This window comes from Candidatus Bathyarchaeota archaeon, assembly GCA_026014585.1.
Lineage (GTDB): Archaea > Thermoproteota > Bathyarchaeia > Bathyarchaeales > Bathycorpusculaceae > Bathycorpusculum.
Genome location: JAOZIA010000002.1, coordinates 146,738 through 161,831 on the forward strand (window position 1 = coordinate 146,738; position 15,094 = coordinate 161,831).

General features: G+C 43.4%; 18 protein-coding genes and 1 tRNA gene. 8 read left to right on the plus strand and 11 right to left on the minus strand.

Annotation, left to right across the window (positions count from 1 at the left end):
- Positions 1–76 precede the first annotated feature (76 nt).
- Positions 77–150, plus strand: a tRNA-Thr gene (locus NWF01_00945).
- 15 nt (positions 151–165) lie between these two features.
- Here the strand turns inward: NWF01_00945 and NWF01_00950 are convergent.
- The 6 genes from NWF01_00950 to NWF01_00975 all read right to left on the minus strand — a co-directional run bounded on the left by NWF01_00950 (position 166) and on the right by NWF01_00975 (position 3,276).
- Entirely contained in the window at positions 166–402 is a 237-nt protein-coding gene (locus NWF01_00950) for a winged helix-turn-helix transcriptional regulator (protein MCW4023588.1), read from the minus strand.
- Positions 403–534: 132 nt separating this feature from the next.
- Positions 535–1,398: a 50S ribosomal protein L10 gene (locus tag NWF01_00955; protein ID MCW4023589.1), complete on the minus strand. Its 864-nt coding sequence runs from the start codon at positions 1,396–1,398 to the stop codon at positions 535–537.
- Between the two features lie 12 nt (positions 1,399–1,410).
- On the minus strand, positions 1,411–2,061 hold the full coding sequence (locus NWF01_00960; protein MCW4023590.1) for a 50S ribosomal protein L1: 651 nt from the start codon (positions 2,059–2,061) through the stop codon (positions 1,411–1,413).
- 56 nt (positions 2,062–2,117) lie between these two features.
- Positions 2,118–2,609: a 50S ribosomal protein L11 gene (locus NWF01_00965; GenBank protein MCW4023591.1), complete on the minus strand. Its 492-nt coding sequence runs from the start codon at positions 2,607–2,609 to the stop codon at positions 2,118–2,120.
- A gap of 9 nt (positions 2,610–2,618) precedes the next feature.
- Positions 2,619–3,092: a transcription elongation factor Spt5 gene (locus NWF01_00970; protein ID MCW4023592.1), complete on the minus strand. Its 474-nt coding sequence runs from the start codon at positions 3,090–3,092 to the stop codon at positions 2,619–2,621.
- A 13-nt stretch (positions 3,093–3,105) separates the two neighbouring features.
- Positions 3,106–3,276 carry a protein translocase SEC61 complex subunit gamma gene (locus NWF01_00975; GenBank protein MCW4023593.1) on the minus strand — a complete coding sequence of 57 codons (171 nt, stop codon included), beginning with the start codon at positions 3,274–3,276 and terminating at the stop codon, positions 3,106–3,108.
- Positions 3,277–3,463: 187 nt separating this feature from the next.
- Here NWF01_00975 and NWF01_00980 point away from each other — a divergent pair, with 187 nt between their 5' ends.
- Positions 3,464–3,955 (plus strand): hypothetical protein, encoded by a 492-nt coding sequence (locus NWF01_00980; protein ID MCW4023594.1) that lies wholly within the window; start codon positions 3,464–3,466, stop codon positions 3,953–3,955.
- A 3-nt stretch (positions 3,956–3,958) separates the two neighbouring features.
- Here NWF01_00980 and NWF01_00985 read toward each other — a convergent pair whose 3' ends face one another.
- Positions 3,959–4,786 carry a hypothetical protein gene (locus tag NWF01_00985; GenBank protein MCW4023595.1) on the minus strand — a complete coding sequence of 276 codons (828 nt, stop codon included), beginning with the start codon at positions 4,784–4,786 and terminating at the stop codon, positions 3,959–3,961.
- Positions 4,787–4,890: 104 nt separating this feature from the next.
- Between NWF01_00985 and NWF01_00990 the strand changes: the two genes are divergently transcribed.
- Entirely contained in the window at positions 4,891–5,799 is a 909-nt protein-coding gene (locus NWF01_00990; GenBank protein MCW4023596.1) for an ornithine carbamoyltransferase, read from the plus strand.
- Positions 5,800–5,816: 17 nt separating this feature from the next.
- Here NWF01_00990 and NWF01_00995 read toward each other — a convergent pair whose 3' ends face one another.
- Positions 5,817–6,290 (minus strand): DUF3795 domain-containing protein, encoded by a 474-nt coding sequence (locus tag NWF01_00995; protein MCW4023597.1) that lies wholly within the window; start codon positions 6,288–6,290, stop codon positions 5,817–5,819.
- Positions 6,291–6,388: 98 nt separating this feature from the next.
- On the opposite strand from NWF01_00995, the gene NWF01_01000 reads away from it, so the two are divergent.
- Complete coding sequence (locus NWF01_01000; protein ID MCW4023598.1) at positions 6,389–6,874, plus strand: GyrI-like domain-containing protein; 486 nt, start codon at positions 6,389–6,391, stop codon at positions 6,872–6,874.
- A gap of 61 nt (positions 6,875–6,935) precedes the next feature.
- Here NWF01_01000 and NWF01_01005 read toward each other — a convergent pair whose 3' ends face one another.
- Positions 6,936–7,298, minus strand: a complete 363-nt coding sequence (locus NWF01_01005) for a PadR family transcriptional regulator (protein MCW4023599.1) — start codon at positions 7,296–7,298, stop codon at positions 6,936–6,938.
- Between the two features lie 188 nt (positions 7,299–7,486).
- Between NWF01_01005 and ilvC the strand changes: the two genes are divergently transcribed.
- Complete coding sequence (gene ilvC, locus NWF01_01010) at positions 7,487–8,548, plus strand: ketol-acid reductoisomerase (GenBank protein ID MCW4023600.1); 1,062 nt, start codon at positions 7,487–7,489, stop codon at positions 8,546–8,548.
- 43 nt (positions 8,549–8,591) lie between these two features.
- On the opposite strand, the gene NWF01_01015 is transcribed toward ilvC, so the two are convergent.
- The gene (locus NWF01_01015; protein ID MCW4023601.1) at positions 8,592–9,383 is read right to left on the minus strand and encodes a hypothetical protein; all 792 of its coding nucleotides are present in this window, start codon (positions 9,381–9,383) and stop codon (positions 8,592–8,594) included.
- A gap of 177 nt (positions 9,384–9,560) precedes the next feature.
- Between NWF01_01015 and NWF01_01020 the strand changes: the two genes are divergently transcribed.
- Positions 9,561–11,117 (plus strand): ATP-binding protein, encoded by a 1,557-nt coding sequence (locus NWF01_01020; GenBank protein MCW4023602.1) that lies wholly within the window; start codon positions 9,561–9,563, stop codon positions 11,115–11,117.
- 50 nt (positions 11,118–11,167) lie between these two features.
- Here the strand turns inward: NWF01_01020 and NWF01_01025 are convergent, their stop codons facing one another.
- Positions 11,168–11,941 (minus strand): HesA/MoeB/ThiF family protein, encoded by a 774-nt coding sequence (locus NWF01_01025; protein MCW4023603.1) that lies wholly within the window; start codon positions 11,939–11,941, stop codon positions 11,168–11,170.
- 438 nt (positions 11,942–12,379) lie between these two features.
- On the opposite strand from NWF01_01025, the gene NWF01_01030 reads away from it, so the two are divergent.
- On the plus strand, positions 12,380–14,005 hold the full coding sequence (locus NWF01_01030; protein ID MCW4023604.1) for a DNA topoisomerase VI subunit B: 1,626 nt from the start codon (positions 12,380–12,382) through the stop codon (positions 14,003–14,005).
- Complete coding sequence (locus tag NWF01_01035) at positions 13,992–15,089, plus strand: DNA topoisomerase IV subunit A (protein MCW4023605.1); 1,098 nt, start codon at positions 13,992–13,994, stop codon at positions 15,087–15,089. Before NWF01_01030 ends, NWF01_01035 begins: the two co-directional genes overlap by 14 nt.
- Positions 15,090–15,094: the final 5 nt, after the last annotated feature.

Consider the following 15,094-nt stretch of genomic DNA (forward strand, 5'->3'; position numbering starts at 1 on the left):
AATGTGGTTTTTCTAAAGAGTAACTTTTATTTGGGTATGTTTTAATGTGTTGTGATAATCTGGGTAGTTGTTGGGTGCCTCGATAGCTCAGCCCAGTGGAGCGGCTGCCTTGTAAGCAGCAGGCCGCGGGAGCAAAGCCCGCTCGAGGCTCTCAAAATAAAAAAATTATTCTTCGTCGGTTTCGGTTGCTTCTTCACCTTTTCCGTCTGATGGCTTCTCCTTAAGCAACTTGTATTTTCGAGCCTTAGTATCAACCATTTCATGTTCGAAAAGTTTTTTTAGTGAACGGAAAATCTTTTTTGGTGGCAGGGCTGTTTTGTCAGCGAGTTCCTGCATGGTTAATTCTTTACCTTCAGCTTTGAGGGTTTTAACAATTGCTTCATCAACCTTGTTGAGTTTCACCTAAGTCAACCTCTGGTTCTGTTATGCAGAGTTGGCTTATTTTATTTTTGCGGTAAAAAACAAGCAAACAACAGACCCATATACGGGATGGATTTTACAGGAAAAAGAAAACAAAAGGAAAAGAAAAGAGGTTTAAGCTTTGGGCTTAACTTTTTCGACCGCGCTGTTTACGCTGGTCATTTGCATGTTGGCTTTGCGGATTAAGTCGCCGATGGTTTCCTTTGTTGGAATATCTGCGCTAATCGAAAGAGCCAATGCTTTTTGGTGAGCAGTTTGCAGTAGTGGCTCGATGGTTTCTTTGGTTGGGTAAGATATGCCCATTGCTAATGCGAATGCTTCTGCGTTTAGGTCTTCGATGCTTTTGCGTGTAGCTGCAAGGTCAATGCTGAGTTTGTCTGCGCTGATAATCATGCCTTCATCGAGCACGACACGCATGGATAAACCCAACTCAACGGCTTTTATGCCAAGTTTTGAGAGGACACCAGCAAGACGCTCATTAATTGGTTCGCCTTTACGGACAACCAATGTGTCTTTGGACACCCAAACACTACCTGATTCAATGCGAGTTGGTAAGCCAGCTGCGTTTAGTTGGCTGATAACTGGACCTGGTGGTTGACCAGTGTTTCCTGCTGGAACAACCACGTCTTCTGCGGCTATGTCGCCTGATTTAGCGGTGGTTTTCACTTTACCCTGATCAAGCATTAGGGCAAGCTTGAATGGGTTTAGATTTGTGAACAGGTAAACGTTTGAGCCTTCAAGGTATGCTTCAAGCTCTTTAAGCTCGCTTATTTGTAGTTCGTCAATAGCAATTTTTATGAGCGTATTCTTTAGAACACGCAGGTAAACTTTGTCACCCATGGTTTTTTTGAGTTCTTGAAGCTGTGACGCGCGAACCTTTTTCAGGTCAGCTATGCCGATGCTTTTGTACTCTTTAAGTATACCTTTTATTGCTTCGATTTCAACGCTTTTTTGCTCTAACACTTGTTGAGACGGCATTCTGTGTTTCCTCTAAGGTTTAATTTTAACAGGCTCACCCATTGATGTCTTGATGAAAGCAAACTTTACGTTTTTAAGACCACGCTTAAGTTTTCCATCTAAGACACGTAGAACAGCCAACATGTTATCAACCACTTCATCCTCATTCATCTGCATACCACCAACAGGCACCTGAATTATAGGTTGAGCACGCATGCGAACAAGAACGGTTTTGCGGTGTTTAGCGGTTATTGCTGCAAGGTCAGCGTTTGGTGGAACAGGAATGGGCATTTTGCCTCTGGGACCAAGCACTGGACCTAAAACTCTACCGACAAGCGGCATCAAAGGTGCTTCCGCAATGAAAACGTCATATTGGGTCGCGAGTTTACGCAGGTCCTTCTTTTTGCCGATTAAATCTTCAAGGTCAGCGCGTTCAACAACATGGTCAACGGCTGAGTTTTTGGCTTTAACGGCGAATTCGCCTTGGGCGATAACGCATATTTTGTTTGGTTTGCTGGTTTCGTGTGGCAATTCCACCATTTCTTGGATTTTGCCTTCTGGCGCTTTCATGTCGATTTCTTGAATGTCTAGTATCATGTCTATGGTCTGGTTGAATTTGTGTTCGCCAGATTGCGCCTTTGCCTGCTTTAATGCTTCTGATAGAGTCTTCTTATCTAAGGGCAATTTTTTAGCCTCGTGCAATGAGGGATTGGAACCCACTTATAAAAATATTCGCCTAATTATTTCTCGTTGCTAAATAGTTCTGCGTAACTACCAGCATCGATTTCTTTTTGTACTTCACGGGGGTCTTTGCCTTCAGCGGTCACGCCGACGCTCACGCAGGTTCCTAAAATCTCCTTTGCCGCAGCTTTAAGAGTTGGCGCCAACAGTTCTGGACGCTTAATCTTTGCAATGCGCACGATCTGCTCCATTGAGAGGTCGCCGACTTTTACGGAGTTGGGTGTTCCTGAGCCTTTTTCAACGTGTAATTCAGCAACGAGCAATGCGGATGTTGTCGGTGTGCCAATGGATACCTCGAAGGTTTTGTCTTCGGTGTTAACACTGATTTTCACTGGAACTCTCATGCCAGAGTAATCCTTGGTTAACTCGTTAATCTTGTTGACAATGGCCACAATGTTCACACCAAGTGGACCAAGTGCTGGACCAAGTGGTGGACCCGCGTTTGCTTGTCCGCCGCTGACGAGTAGTTCTACAACTTTAGTTTCTGCCATATTTCTTCACTATGCTTTTGCTTTTTCAACCAGTTTTACATAATCTGAGTGAACTGTGATGGGTAAAGTAAAGGTTGCCTCAAGAAGTTCGAGGGTTACTTCGCCTTTAGATTTGTCAAGTCTTGTGATTTTTGCACGCATACCCTTGAATGGTCCACCAGTGATTTCGACTACATCATCCTCGTTTAGGTCTTCCATTACTGGTTTACGCACGATATAGCGTTCTATTTCGTTAAAGCTGACTAGACCAGGGATTCTTGAGCGCACATGTCTTAATCCCGCTATTGCTTCTTCGACAAGGTGGGGCCCGTCTGCTTCTATGAAAACGTATCCTTTTAGGGTGTCTGGAACCAGAAGTGCTTTTATGGGGATTTTTGTCATTTCAACCTTTGCAGTAATTAATCGTGCAACGTTTCGTTCCTGCCCGGTGGTTGTTTTAACCACGAAAATTTTTGCTTGTTCCTGGGCTTCTTTCTTTTCCATGATGTTTTCCCTTTTATGCTCTACCAACTGCAAACGATATGAGTTTAATTACGTAACCTATTAGACCAATTGCACCTATACCAAGGAAGCTTATTTTGACTGAGAGCCAAAGTTCTTCTCGTCCGGGTTTAATTGAAAGCTTCAGTGTTCTAGCGCATTGCTCTATGAATGATCGTACGCCCATTGTTTACCGCACACTCATGTTTCACTTAATAATAATAAACATTACTGTGAACCAAGGTTAAAGCTGTTTTGCAAGTTTTAATTTTCCAAGCATTGAAAGTTACATAAAAAGGGTCACTCAAAATCCAGTGTCAACATTTTTATGTTTGAGTAACTTTGAATTATTCATCTGTTTTGAGGTTTTTATTGTGAATAAGCTTACTTTTGTTTTATGGCTAATTATTTTATCAATAATTATCATCGAAGCAATAGTTTTCTTACAAATAGCAAGGTTACCCTTTGTCCAAGTCACCATTCTGGGCGCAACACATTCCTTGACACATTGGATCGGCTGGGCTGGCGCACTATACATTGCTTTTACCACACCACTTCTCCCAATAATTAAACACAAAAAAATAGAACACCTAAAAACAATTTTAAACCTGCACATGATTGGAAATTTGCTTGCGGTTCTACTTGTATCGATTCATTTTGTACATCAAATAACAAGACCAGTAGCTTTTTACCCTGATTTAGGCACAGGAATAGTATTGTATTCGACGATGGTTTTGCTGGTTGCAACAGGTATGCTTTTGAATTTGGGCGTAGTGAAACTCTACAAGCAATGGCGTTTTCTGCATCCTGCTTTTGCCGTAACATTTTACATAGTCATAGTAATGCACATAATCCAAAACGCTTAAAGACTATATTTTTTCGATTCTTAATTGTGTAGATTCAAGCGCTGACAGCACTGCGGGTTTTTCTTGGCTTTTTATGCCCTTCCAATCCAACAACACCAAAGAAGGCTTTTCAAGGGTTTTTTGAATACACTGCAACAAAAGCGCCTTGTCCAAGTTTTGAATAGCGTACTTTGGAACCATGTGCCCAAAAATGGCTTTATCTTCAAGCGCAAGCTGGGTGAATTTTTGGTTATAATGGGTTCCGCCTATACCAATAGCAACAGGACAACCGCTATGAAATAGGGTCTTTGTGATTGCCTGAATCGCCGCAAACGCCACTGCCCCCGCTGCAGTCGGGTCACTCCACTGCAACTCGGAACTGCCCAATTCCACAAACATGGCGGGTACATCCAGCGAAGGTCCATGATGAGTAACCTCGTATGAGACCTCGTAGGCGAGATTGAGTTTCTGCTTCATCTGAGCAAGCGCTTTAAGCGCCGTCTGCATCGCAACGGCTGGTGCCACAGACACGGTTTTGTGTAAGCCTCCAAATTCTGCAACGCTAAAGTTTCCCGGAACATGCACCGTCAAGGTTGGTTTGCCGCTTTGGCTGCTGTGGCGCGAAATAAAAACAATCAAGTTTGCATCAGGAAAATCCGTTGGGAGATACTGGGCGTTGATGGATTCCTCATTGAGAGTTGCCAAGGTGATGTTTTTTCCATTGATGTTTGCTGTGTAGGTGGGGTTTTGTTGGTAGGTGTTGGTGGTTTTTTGGAAGGGGTAGGTTTTGAGGATTTGTTCTTTGATGTTTAGGCTTGCAGGGTCCTTGTTTGATGCGACCAGTAGGTTCATGGCGGGGTTCCTTTGGGTATGTTGTAGCTGATAACGGGGTAAAAGGTTTTGCATAAAGCTTATAATTGCTAGGTTTGTTGTGCAGTAATTGTAGGCGCAGAATTATGCATCTGATTAACTTCAAAGAACTCACAAGCCAGCAACTCAACAACCTCGTCGACTTAGCAATAGAGGTAAAGCAGAACCCCAAAAAGTACGCTAAAGCTTTAGAGGGCAAATCCACAGCCTTGGTTTTCCAGAAAACCAGCACGCGCACACGGGTTTCTTTTGAGGTTGCCATGACTCAGCTGGGCGGTCACGGCTTGTATATGGATTGGCGAAGCAGCAACTTCACCTTATCAGACATAGCCGACGAAATCAAGTATTTGTCCCGTAACGTGGACTGCATAATGGCGCGTCTATTGCACAATTCTGACCTGCTAAAAATGGCAGATGCCTCTCGTGTACCAGTCATTAACGGATGCGACGACATGTACCATCCCAGCCAAGCGCTTGCAGACCTAATCACCATTAAAGAAAAACTTGGCAAACTCAGCGGTGCAAAACTTGTCTACATTGGCGTGCACAACAACGTTACCAACAGCCTAATTGAAGCCGCCACAAAAACAGGCATCAAACTAACAACGGTTACGCCGATTTTTAATGAAGCCGCCCGAGATGAGGAAATCTTGGAGGAAGCTAAGCAATCGGGGCTTTGGGAGTCCACATTGGATGTGAAGTCGGCTGTGTCTGATGCGGATTTTGTGTACACGGACACTTGGGTGGATATGGAGTTTTTCACTGACCCCAAGTTTGAGCAGGAAAAAGCCAAACGCGTCAAACTCATGATGCCCTATCAAATCAACTTGCAACTGCTAGCGGGCAGCAACGCTTATGTTATGTATGACATGCCCATTCACCGCGGATACGAAATAGATGCAGAAGCCATCAACAGCGCCAAATCGGTGATTTTTGAGCAGGCAGAAAATAGGCTCTACTCAGCCAAAGCAATCTTTCTAACTCTGATGAAGTAAGGCAACAACAAAGAGAGCTATTTTTTGTTGGGCACCCAACGGTACTTTGGGTTTGAAGTTTTGGGTTTTTCTCCTTGAAAGCCGCATTTGTAGCATTTGCCATCATGCACTGAAACCACGTCTCCACAGTTGGGGCAAAGATACCGTTCAGCTTGACTTTTGAGGAATTTCTCCATACCATTTTCTTTGATGAACTTTTGGTTTTCAACCATGCTCATGCCGTAGCGTGTGCGGTAGAGTTCATCTATTTTGGCTAACCTCATGCAGGGCATGTCGGGGCATTCGTGGCAGAAGCGGATTTGTTTTTTTCTGATTTTTTCGCAGTCTCGTTTGATAAAGGCGCAGTTTTTGTCTCTTGCAATGCAGCCTGTGCAGTGGGTTACTTGACCTTTTTTGCGCGGAACGCCTCGTGAGTAGGCAAGGTATGCTTTGCAGATGCCGCAGTTCATTCCACATGGTGCGATTAAATCAGCGGTGAATTTTTGACTCATACTTGTGCAATATTTATTGATTTACTTAAGGGTTTTCACTAAAAATGCAAAGTTTTAAAAACAATAACAACGCAAATGTATTTAGGGGGACTAAAGACTTGAGTAATGCCTTAATTTTATTGGAACGCCTAAAACCTATGAAAGCCATACATGCCTATTCCTTAAGCAATACACCTGAAGAAGAAGCATATAGGAAAATCTTGGAATTAGCAAAACAAAACGACATACCCAAGGAAAACGCTCGATTATTTGGAAGAAACATCTACATATCAAACAAAACAGAACCTCACGGCTATGAATACTACCTAACAATCAACCAAGACATAAACAGACCAAAAAAAGCAGAAATCAAAACGCTCCCCGGAGGATTATTCGCTGTTTTAAAAGGCAACAACTTATCCGACATAACTCAAAGCTGGAAGAACCTAATTGAACTTGTTGAATCTTCAGGTTACACTCAGGCAAGTGTTTCAAAAGAAGAATACGGCTGGGTCACAGGTGACCTTGAAGAGCACACCAACTGGCATATAGAAAACCCCAAAGAATGGCTTTTTGACTTATGGCTTAAAATAAGAGATTACTAAATCGGGAAACGGCGATTTTTGTTAGAGCCGTACCCCATTTGCTTCAAAGGTGTTTTTTTGGTTAGATGCCGATAAATGTTACATCATAGGTTTTCCTAAAAGCTTCTTCACCACACTTAATGAATTGTTCACTCATTATGGTATCAATTGTGAATTGTCCATGATTGGTTAAACGGTACACTTTCTTTTTTTCGCTTAGGAAACTGTCAATTAAACCGTCCCGTTCCAGCTTGTAGAGGAGCGAGTACACGGTTCCTGCGCTTAGGAGGAAGCGGTATCTACGGAAAACAACTGATATTATATCGTAGCCGCTTAAAGAACCTGTTTTGAGTTCACTGAGAACGATTAGGTCTAGGAAGTCTTTGATTATGCGTTCTTTTAGGCCTTTTAGTATTGTGTCAATTGCTTTTTTGTTTGTTAGCAAGTTTATCCTTCCATTTTGCTTTATGCATCGGTGGATATATCGGATAAAGTTAATTTCAAGTCGGAGTTAGAGTCAGAAGCTAAAGCTAAAAGGCACCCAAAACCCCAAAAACCACGCCTTTTGCAACAAACAACGGGGACAATTCTTAATTATCTCATCCACTAAACTCTTTGCTGAGGAAACCAAAAATGGTAAAAATGGATTTCGGCGGCGTCCAAGAAGACGTCATAACCCGCAAAGAGTTTACAGTAGCACAAGCCCAAGAAATTCTAAAAGATGAAGTTGTTGTTTCGCTTGGCTATGGAATTCAAGGTCAAGCCCAATCACTAAACATGAGAGACAACGGAGTTAATGTAATCATTGGGCAAGAAAAAGAAGGCATATTCAAAAAAGAATGGGACAAAGCAGTAGCTGACGGATGGAAACCAGGCGTAAACCTGTTCCCGCTCGAAGAAGCAGCCAAAAAAGGAACCATCAAAATGTTCCTACTCACAGATGCAGGACAAAAGGTGGTATGGCCAAAAATCAAAGCCCTCCTAAAGGCTGGTGATGCCCTCTACTTCAGCCACGGATTTAGCATCGTCTACAAAGAACAAACAGGTGTCATCCCACCAAACGATGTCGACGTGATTTTGGTCGCGCCAAAAGGCAGCGGCACCAGCGTCCGCAGAAACTTTGTTGACGGAAGCGGCATAAACAGCAGCTTTGCAGTTTTCCAAGACGCAACAGGCAAAGCAGAAAACCGCGCAAAAGCACTCGGCATCGCCATAGGCAGCGGATACCTCTTCCCAACCACCTTTGAAAAAGAAGTCTACAGCGACCTAACAGGAGAACGCGGCACACTAATGGGCGCATTGGAAGGCATACTGGAAGCACAATACAACACCCTACGTGCACATGGTCACAGCCCAAGTGAAGCATTCAACGAAACTGTTGAAGAACTCACACAGAGCCTTATTCGCCTTGTCGACGAGAACGGCATGGACTGGATGTACAACAACTGCAGTGAAACCGCACGCATCGGTGCTCTTCGCTGGAGAGAACGCTTCCGCAGCGCAACTCAACCCGTGTTTGACTCACTCTACGACCTTGTCGCGGCAGGAGAAGAAACACACATCGTTTTGGATAAAAGCAAGGCTCCAGATTACAGGCAGAAACTTGCTGACGAACTCAAAGCAATGGGCAGCAGCGAAATGTGGCGTGCAGGAGAAACTGTCCGCAGTCTGCGTCCAAACACACCAAAGAAATAAAATATAGTGGCTGAAAAGCCGCTTTTTCAACATTTTTATTTTTTTACATCAGGAAATAGTTTGAGCGATTTGTGGCTCCACCCGTGAAATCTGTTAATACTTGATTTTCAGAGGTTAAATCGGCAACGCCTAAAATGTAGGAGGGATGCTTTTCCAGTTCGACTTCTTTGGTGTAAGGGGTTTTGGTGAAGCGTAGCACTGTGTTTGCTTTTGCAGAGGTTATTTCTTGCAGAAAGCTGTTTCTTGTGGTGCCTTCATGTGGTAAGTAGGTTGCGATTATGATAATATGATGTTTTTTTGCAAAGTTTGCGAGGTAACTCATGAGTTGGCCGTAGACTGCTTTGGCTTCTTGGTCATTGACGTTTTCTTGTAAGAAGGGGTTTGCTATATCAGAGAGCACCACGAGTTTAGCGTCGCAAGATTCTACGGTTTGTTGCAGTTTTTCCATTATAACAGAGGTTAAACGGTAAGCTGAGTAAACGCGGATATTGTGAATAGCTTCAAGTGCTGCTGTGGCGTTTAGTTGCTGGTTTTGTGCCATGTCACCTATTTTTGAAAGCGAGGAGCTGCTTGCGCAATCGATGAAAACAACATCGCTTTCTAATCCACCCATCTGTGTTGGCAGTTGGGCACGAACGCAAAGCAGGGAAGCCAGTGAAGTTAATGTTTGGGGTCCATATAATACTGCGAAGTCTCCTGTTTTAAATCCTGGAAAAAGTTCGTCAATGTTTGATATATTAAAAGTGAACTGGGTGTTAGTGGTTTGCAGTGTCTTTGCTTTGCTTGGCAGGTTTTTTTGTATTGTGGATGGGTTGATTATTAGGCTCTGTTGCATTTGCATACACTTCTGGAAACCCGTTACGTCTGTTTTGCCTATTTAAACTGCCTCTCAAACTACCTTTCTAGACGGGGGAGAGGTAAGTTAAAGTGAACTGCCTTTTGCAAACAAACAGGCCAAATAACAAACATTTTTCTTTTTAGATGTACATATTTTCTTTTAGGATGACCTATAATGGGTCAGGCTTCTGATTTTTTAAATAACCAACACGCCGTAGAAGGCACAAGAGTAAAGGTTTCTAAAAGAAAAACACGGCGAGACAAGTATAAAATTGCATGGGACATCCTAGAAAGCATTGATGATTACATCAGCGCATTTGACAAAGATTGGAATTTTATTTACCTAAACAAAAAAACCGCTAACGATTTTGGTCTTGCCCCAAAAGATTTAATGGGTAAAAATTTTTGGGAAACCTTCCCAAATTTCCTTGGAACTGATATTTCAAAATACTATTGTGAGGCAATGTACAAAAGGAAAGTGAAACGGTTTGAATGGAAAACCATCTATGCCAACACTGGATACAGAGAATTCACAGTTTTCCCCTCACACGAAGGCATCACAGTATATGGGGTAGACATTAACCAGCGTAAGGAACTTCAGAAAAAACTTGAAGAATACACCAAAAACCTCGAAAAACTCGTAGAAGAAAGAACAAGAAAAATCCGTGAAAGCGAACAAAGCTACCGTGAACTATATGAAAGCTTTGGGGAAGCATTCATCGCCACCGACTGGGAACTAAACGTTATACACTGGAACAAAGCAGCAGAGGAAATCACGAAAGTCACAGCTAAAGAAGCACTGGGAAAAAAAATTTACGATATTCTACCTGAAATGGACACTGTTAATGTTACACCCTACTTTGAGTCCTTGCAAGAAAAAAGTCCCGCACGTTTCATGATGAAAACCACAAGCAGACAAACTGGGCGCGCCGCAATTTTTGAAATCTCAACTTATCCCTCAACATTAGGAGTCATAATTATTGTAGAAGACAAAACCGAGGAGGAGAAAATAAAACGGCTTTTAACAATTGGTCAAACAGCAGGCATGGTTGGGCATGACATCCGCAACCCTCTACAATCAATTATGTCCTCGATGTTTTTAATAAAAAATAACCTAAACAATTTGCCTAAAAGTGCTGATAGAAGTGAAGCAATACAAGAAGCAGATTCCATTTTAGAGCAGATAAGCTATGTGGACAAAATTGTTTCGGATTTACAGGATTATGCACGTCCGTTGAAACTGGAAATTGTTGAAGTGAACCTAAAAACGCTAATCGCAAACACACTGTCCACCCTAAATATCCCATCCAATATTGAAGCGGCAGCATATTTTGACCCCAAACTGCCCAAAATAAAAACTGACCCAACCCTTCTAAAACGCGTACTACTAAATCTAGCAACCAACGCAATACAAGCTATGCCTGAAGGCGGCAAACTATCCATAAAAACCAGCCGAGACAAGGACCCAGACAAATTTGCAATAACCATCCAAGACACAGGCGTAGGTATCCCCAAAGAAATACAGGATAAACTGTTCACGCCGCTGTTTACAACTAAGTCAAAGGGCCAGGGATTTGGCTTAGCAGTTGTTAAGCGTCTGGTTGAAGCTCAGGGAGGAACAATAAGTTTTGAAAGCCAAGAGGGCAAAGGAACCAAATTCACAGTCAACCTTCCCACTCAGAATAAACGCAAATCAGCCTACACTATAGAAAACGGAAGGCTACGGCTTTAGACGGATTTAGGTTCTGGCATAATTTCCCTGCAAACAGCCAAGCCAGCTGTTCATGTTGAGCAAGCAGTTTTTTTGTGGCAAACAGGGCAATTTTGGTTTTTTGCAATATCAATTCTGGTAAAGTCCATGTCAGTAAAATCACACACCAACACTTTACCCTTAAGAGTACTTCCAACACCTGAAAGGAGTTTTATGGTTTCCATCGCCTGCAAACTGCCAATAATTCCGGGAGTTGCGCCAATCACACCTCGAGTATTGCAATTTATCAAGTCTGAGTCAGAAACGTTAGGCATTAAACATTCAAGACAACCTGTTTCAGGCGGCGAAAACACGGAAATGTTACCCTCAATACCTACTGCAGCAGCAAAAACGTAGGGAATCTTGTGCTTTACACAGACACGGTTTACCAAGTAGCGGGTTTGCATGTTATCCAACCCATCCACCACGCAGTCCATACCGTCGAGGAGTTTTTCAACGTTTTGGGCGTTCACGTTTTCGGGTACTGCCTCAATTTTGATTAGGGGGTTGTGTTTTTGGAGTTTTTGGGCTGCGACTGCCGCTTTTGGGTAGTGAAGCTCGTCTTTGGTGTAGAGAATTTGGCGATGAAGATTCTGGGTTTCAACCGTATCATGGTCAATAAGACGCAGGTAACCTACACCGACAAGTGTAAGATACAGCGAGGAAACTGTTCCAAGACCACCAACGCCTACCACAGCAACTTTGGATTTTGAAAGCCGCTGCTGACCACTCTCACCAAGCTCTTTGAGTGTGATTTGACGCTTGTAAAACTGCTTTACAAATGTGTCTTGTTCGTCTAAATCCATCATTCTTCACTCAAATGTTGGTGGGTGTGTTATATTTGCTTTTTACTTAATTACCGCATCACGACACCATAACCTATCTATTTGGAGCCTATTAGAAATACAATGCAGAAACCATAGAGGGGTCTAAGGGATTCCTAAGAGGAGGCTCATATTGGAGTGTTTTAATCCAAAAATGTGTTGCCCTTTCAGGGTTTTTAGTTGTGCTGGTGTGTTTACATGTGCCTAGTTTGCCATTAGTTGCAGAAACCTGTCAATTTCTGATGGTGTATCTCCTGGTTTTTCTTGTTTACAGCAACTTTCTCCATTACCACTTCAATTTGCCTTTTTTATCTATGGCATTTTTCTGGTTTATTTTAGAGTTAACTTAAAGAACCAGAACCAAATATAAATTAGCAAAAAAGGGAGAATTCACGGGGAAAGTGGTGTTCGGGTCTGGCAATAGCAACATTTGAAGAAATTAGTGCATCCGATTTTTTCTACAGAAACCGCGACATAGCAGGCTTAACCAACCCATCTAGAGCCATATTTGTTGCGCTCCGAGAAATCGTAGAAAACAGTCTTGACGCGGCGGAGAGCCAAAAAATCCCACCTGACATTTACGTGCGTCTCTCTTTTGAATCGGAAGCCACCAAAGAAACGCAGATTTACAAGCTCCGAGTTGAAGACAACGGCTCAGGAATCCAGCCCAGATTCATACCCTCCGCATTTGGGCAAGTCCTCTACGGCTCCAAATACAAACTCAAACAGATGCGTGGAACTTTTGGCTTAGGCGGAAAAATGGCGGTTCTACACGGGCAAGTCACAACGCATCAACCCGTTATCGTAACCTCCTGCACGGGTGGGTCATCAAAAATTTACAGTTTCAAGCTGATGATTGACATTCAGCGAAACCGCCCAATAATTCTGGAACGAAAAGTCCTTATGAACAAGGATAATTGGCGTGGCACCATTGTGGAGTTCACTTTAGAAGGCGATTATCTTAGGGCTATGCCGAAAATTTTGGAGTACTTTAAGCAGACTGCCATGTTTAACCCATACGCCAACATCACCTTTGTTGACCCCAAAGGCAGACTCTACAAATTTAAACGCGCAACAACCGCCATGCCCGAGCCCCCCAAAGAAACAATGCCGCACCCCTACGGCGTAGACGTAGAACTCCTGCAACGAATAATCCAAGTAACACCCTACGATAACATGCTAGATTTTCTCAAAGGACATTTCCATCGAGTTGGAGATATCACCGCGCAGAAATTCTTGCTTTTCAGCGGCTTAACCACTGCGACCTGTACCCAGCATGGAAAACGCACATTTGAACAGCTGAACTGGGTTGATGGAAAACCCAAATGTGCTCAATGCGGTCAAAACATGCAACTCAGTAAGCAAAAAAATCCCAAAAAGCTCTCCCATGAAGAAATCGTAAGGCTCATGCAGAACCTCAAAAAATACAAAGAGTTTCTGCCGCCAGATGCCAATTGTCTCTCGCCAGTGGGGGAGGAGCTTTTGAAAGCTGGTGTTATGAAGGAGTTGAATCCTGAGCAGCTTGTGGTTTATCAACGCAAACCCTCAACGTATGCGGGGCACCCCTTCATTGTGGAGATGGCTATAGCATACGGCGGAGACGTTCCAAAACGGAGCAATTTTGTAGTTTACCGCTTCGCAAACAAAATCCCGCTGCTCTATGATGAAGCCAGCGACGTGTCTTTCAAAGTTATTCAATCTATGAATTGGCGACGCTACAAAGTTACTTCAGACATGCCCATCGCAATTGTTGTGCATGTTTGCAGCACCAAAGTCCCATACAAAACCGTGGGCAAAGAATTCATATCTGACCGCCCCGAAGTGCGTAAAGAAGAAGCTAACGCGCTCAGGGAGGTTTCAAGGCAGCTTGGGCACTTTTTGGCTCGTCAAGAGCATGTTCACATGGAAAAGAAACGGTTGGGCATCTTTAGCAAATACTTGCCTAAAATCGCCCAGTTTTCAGCTATGCTTGCTGGGCAAGAAAAAATTCCTGACATAGATAAACTGTTAAAGAGTGTACAAAAGTATGGCAATGAAGAAAGCTAAAATCAGCGAACGAAAGCAAGAGGTTCTCAAAGGACTCAAAACCTTTGGAACATCCATCTATAATCAGCTTGACCAAGGTGTCTTTCCAACAGTAAACATGCCCAGCCGCAGCACAGAAAACATCACCTACGACGAAAACGTGCGCCAATACATTCTTGGCGAGAAAAGCGTGGGCAGAAGCGCCCGCAACATCCGCCACATACGACCCTTCACACAGCTCGCTTGGGTTGCAATGTTTAGCAACGAACTAACCAGTCAACGCAAAACCAGCACCTTAAGAGATGTCTACTACTCAGCACAAGCCTACGAAATGACTTTTAACGACCAACAAGAATCAAATAACATCATCACCGACCTTGAAACCCTCACAGGCTATGCAAGAGAAGACTTCAGCATCTTCCCCGAAGAACGCAGCGCAATTTTTGGTGATTTAGAAATCAGCTACACCGTCCCAGGTTATGAAGGAAAAACTGTGAACCTGACAAGTCATCCAGACGGCGTGCTTATTGGTCCAGCAGTAACCTCCTCTGAGTTCGTGGAAACCAGCGCTGATAAGGTCATAGCCATTGAGAAAGGTGCGCTCTTTACCCGATTCATTGAAGAAAATGTTCACAACAAACACAAATCCCTGCTAATCTCCTGTGGTGGTCAAGCTCCAAGGCAAACCCGCAGTTTCATCCGCCGCCTCCACGACGAACTCAACTTGCCCGTTTACATTCTCACTGACGGTGACCCCTGGGGAATGCACATTGCCCAAGTCATCATCTCTGGCTCAGCCAACGCCGCACACTTAAGAGAGCTTAACACTCCTGACGCGATTTGGAGTGGGGTTTGGGCAAGCGATATTGTTGATTACAAGTTGCCAACTGATCCTCTGGATGATGTGGACATTAAACGTCTCTATGAACTGCAGCGAGACCCCAGATACCAAAACGACCCAGTCTGGCAACGCGAAATCAAAATGTTCCTAAAAATTAAGCGCAAGACGGAGCTTGAAGCTTTCAGCAGATACGGCTTAACCTACATTGTGGATGAGTATTTGCCCGCAAAACTGGAGCAGAAACCCAAAACAAAAAAGAAATAACCTTT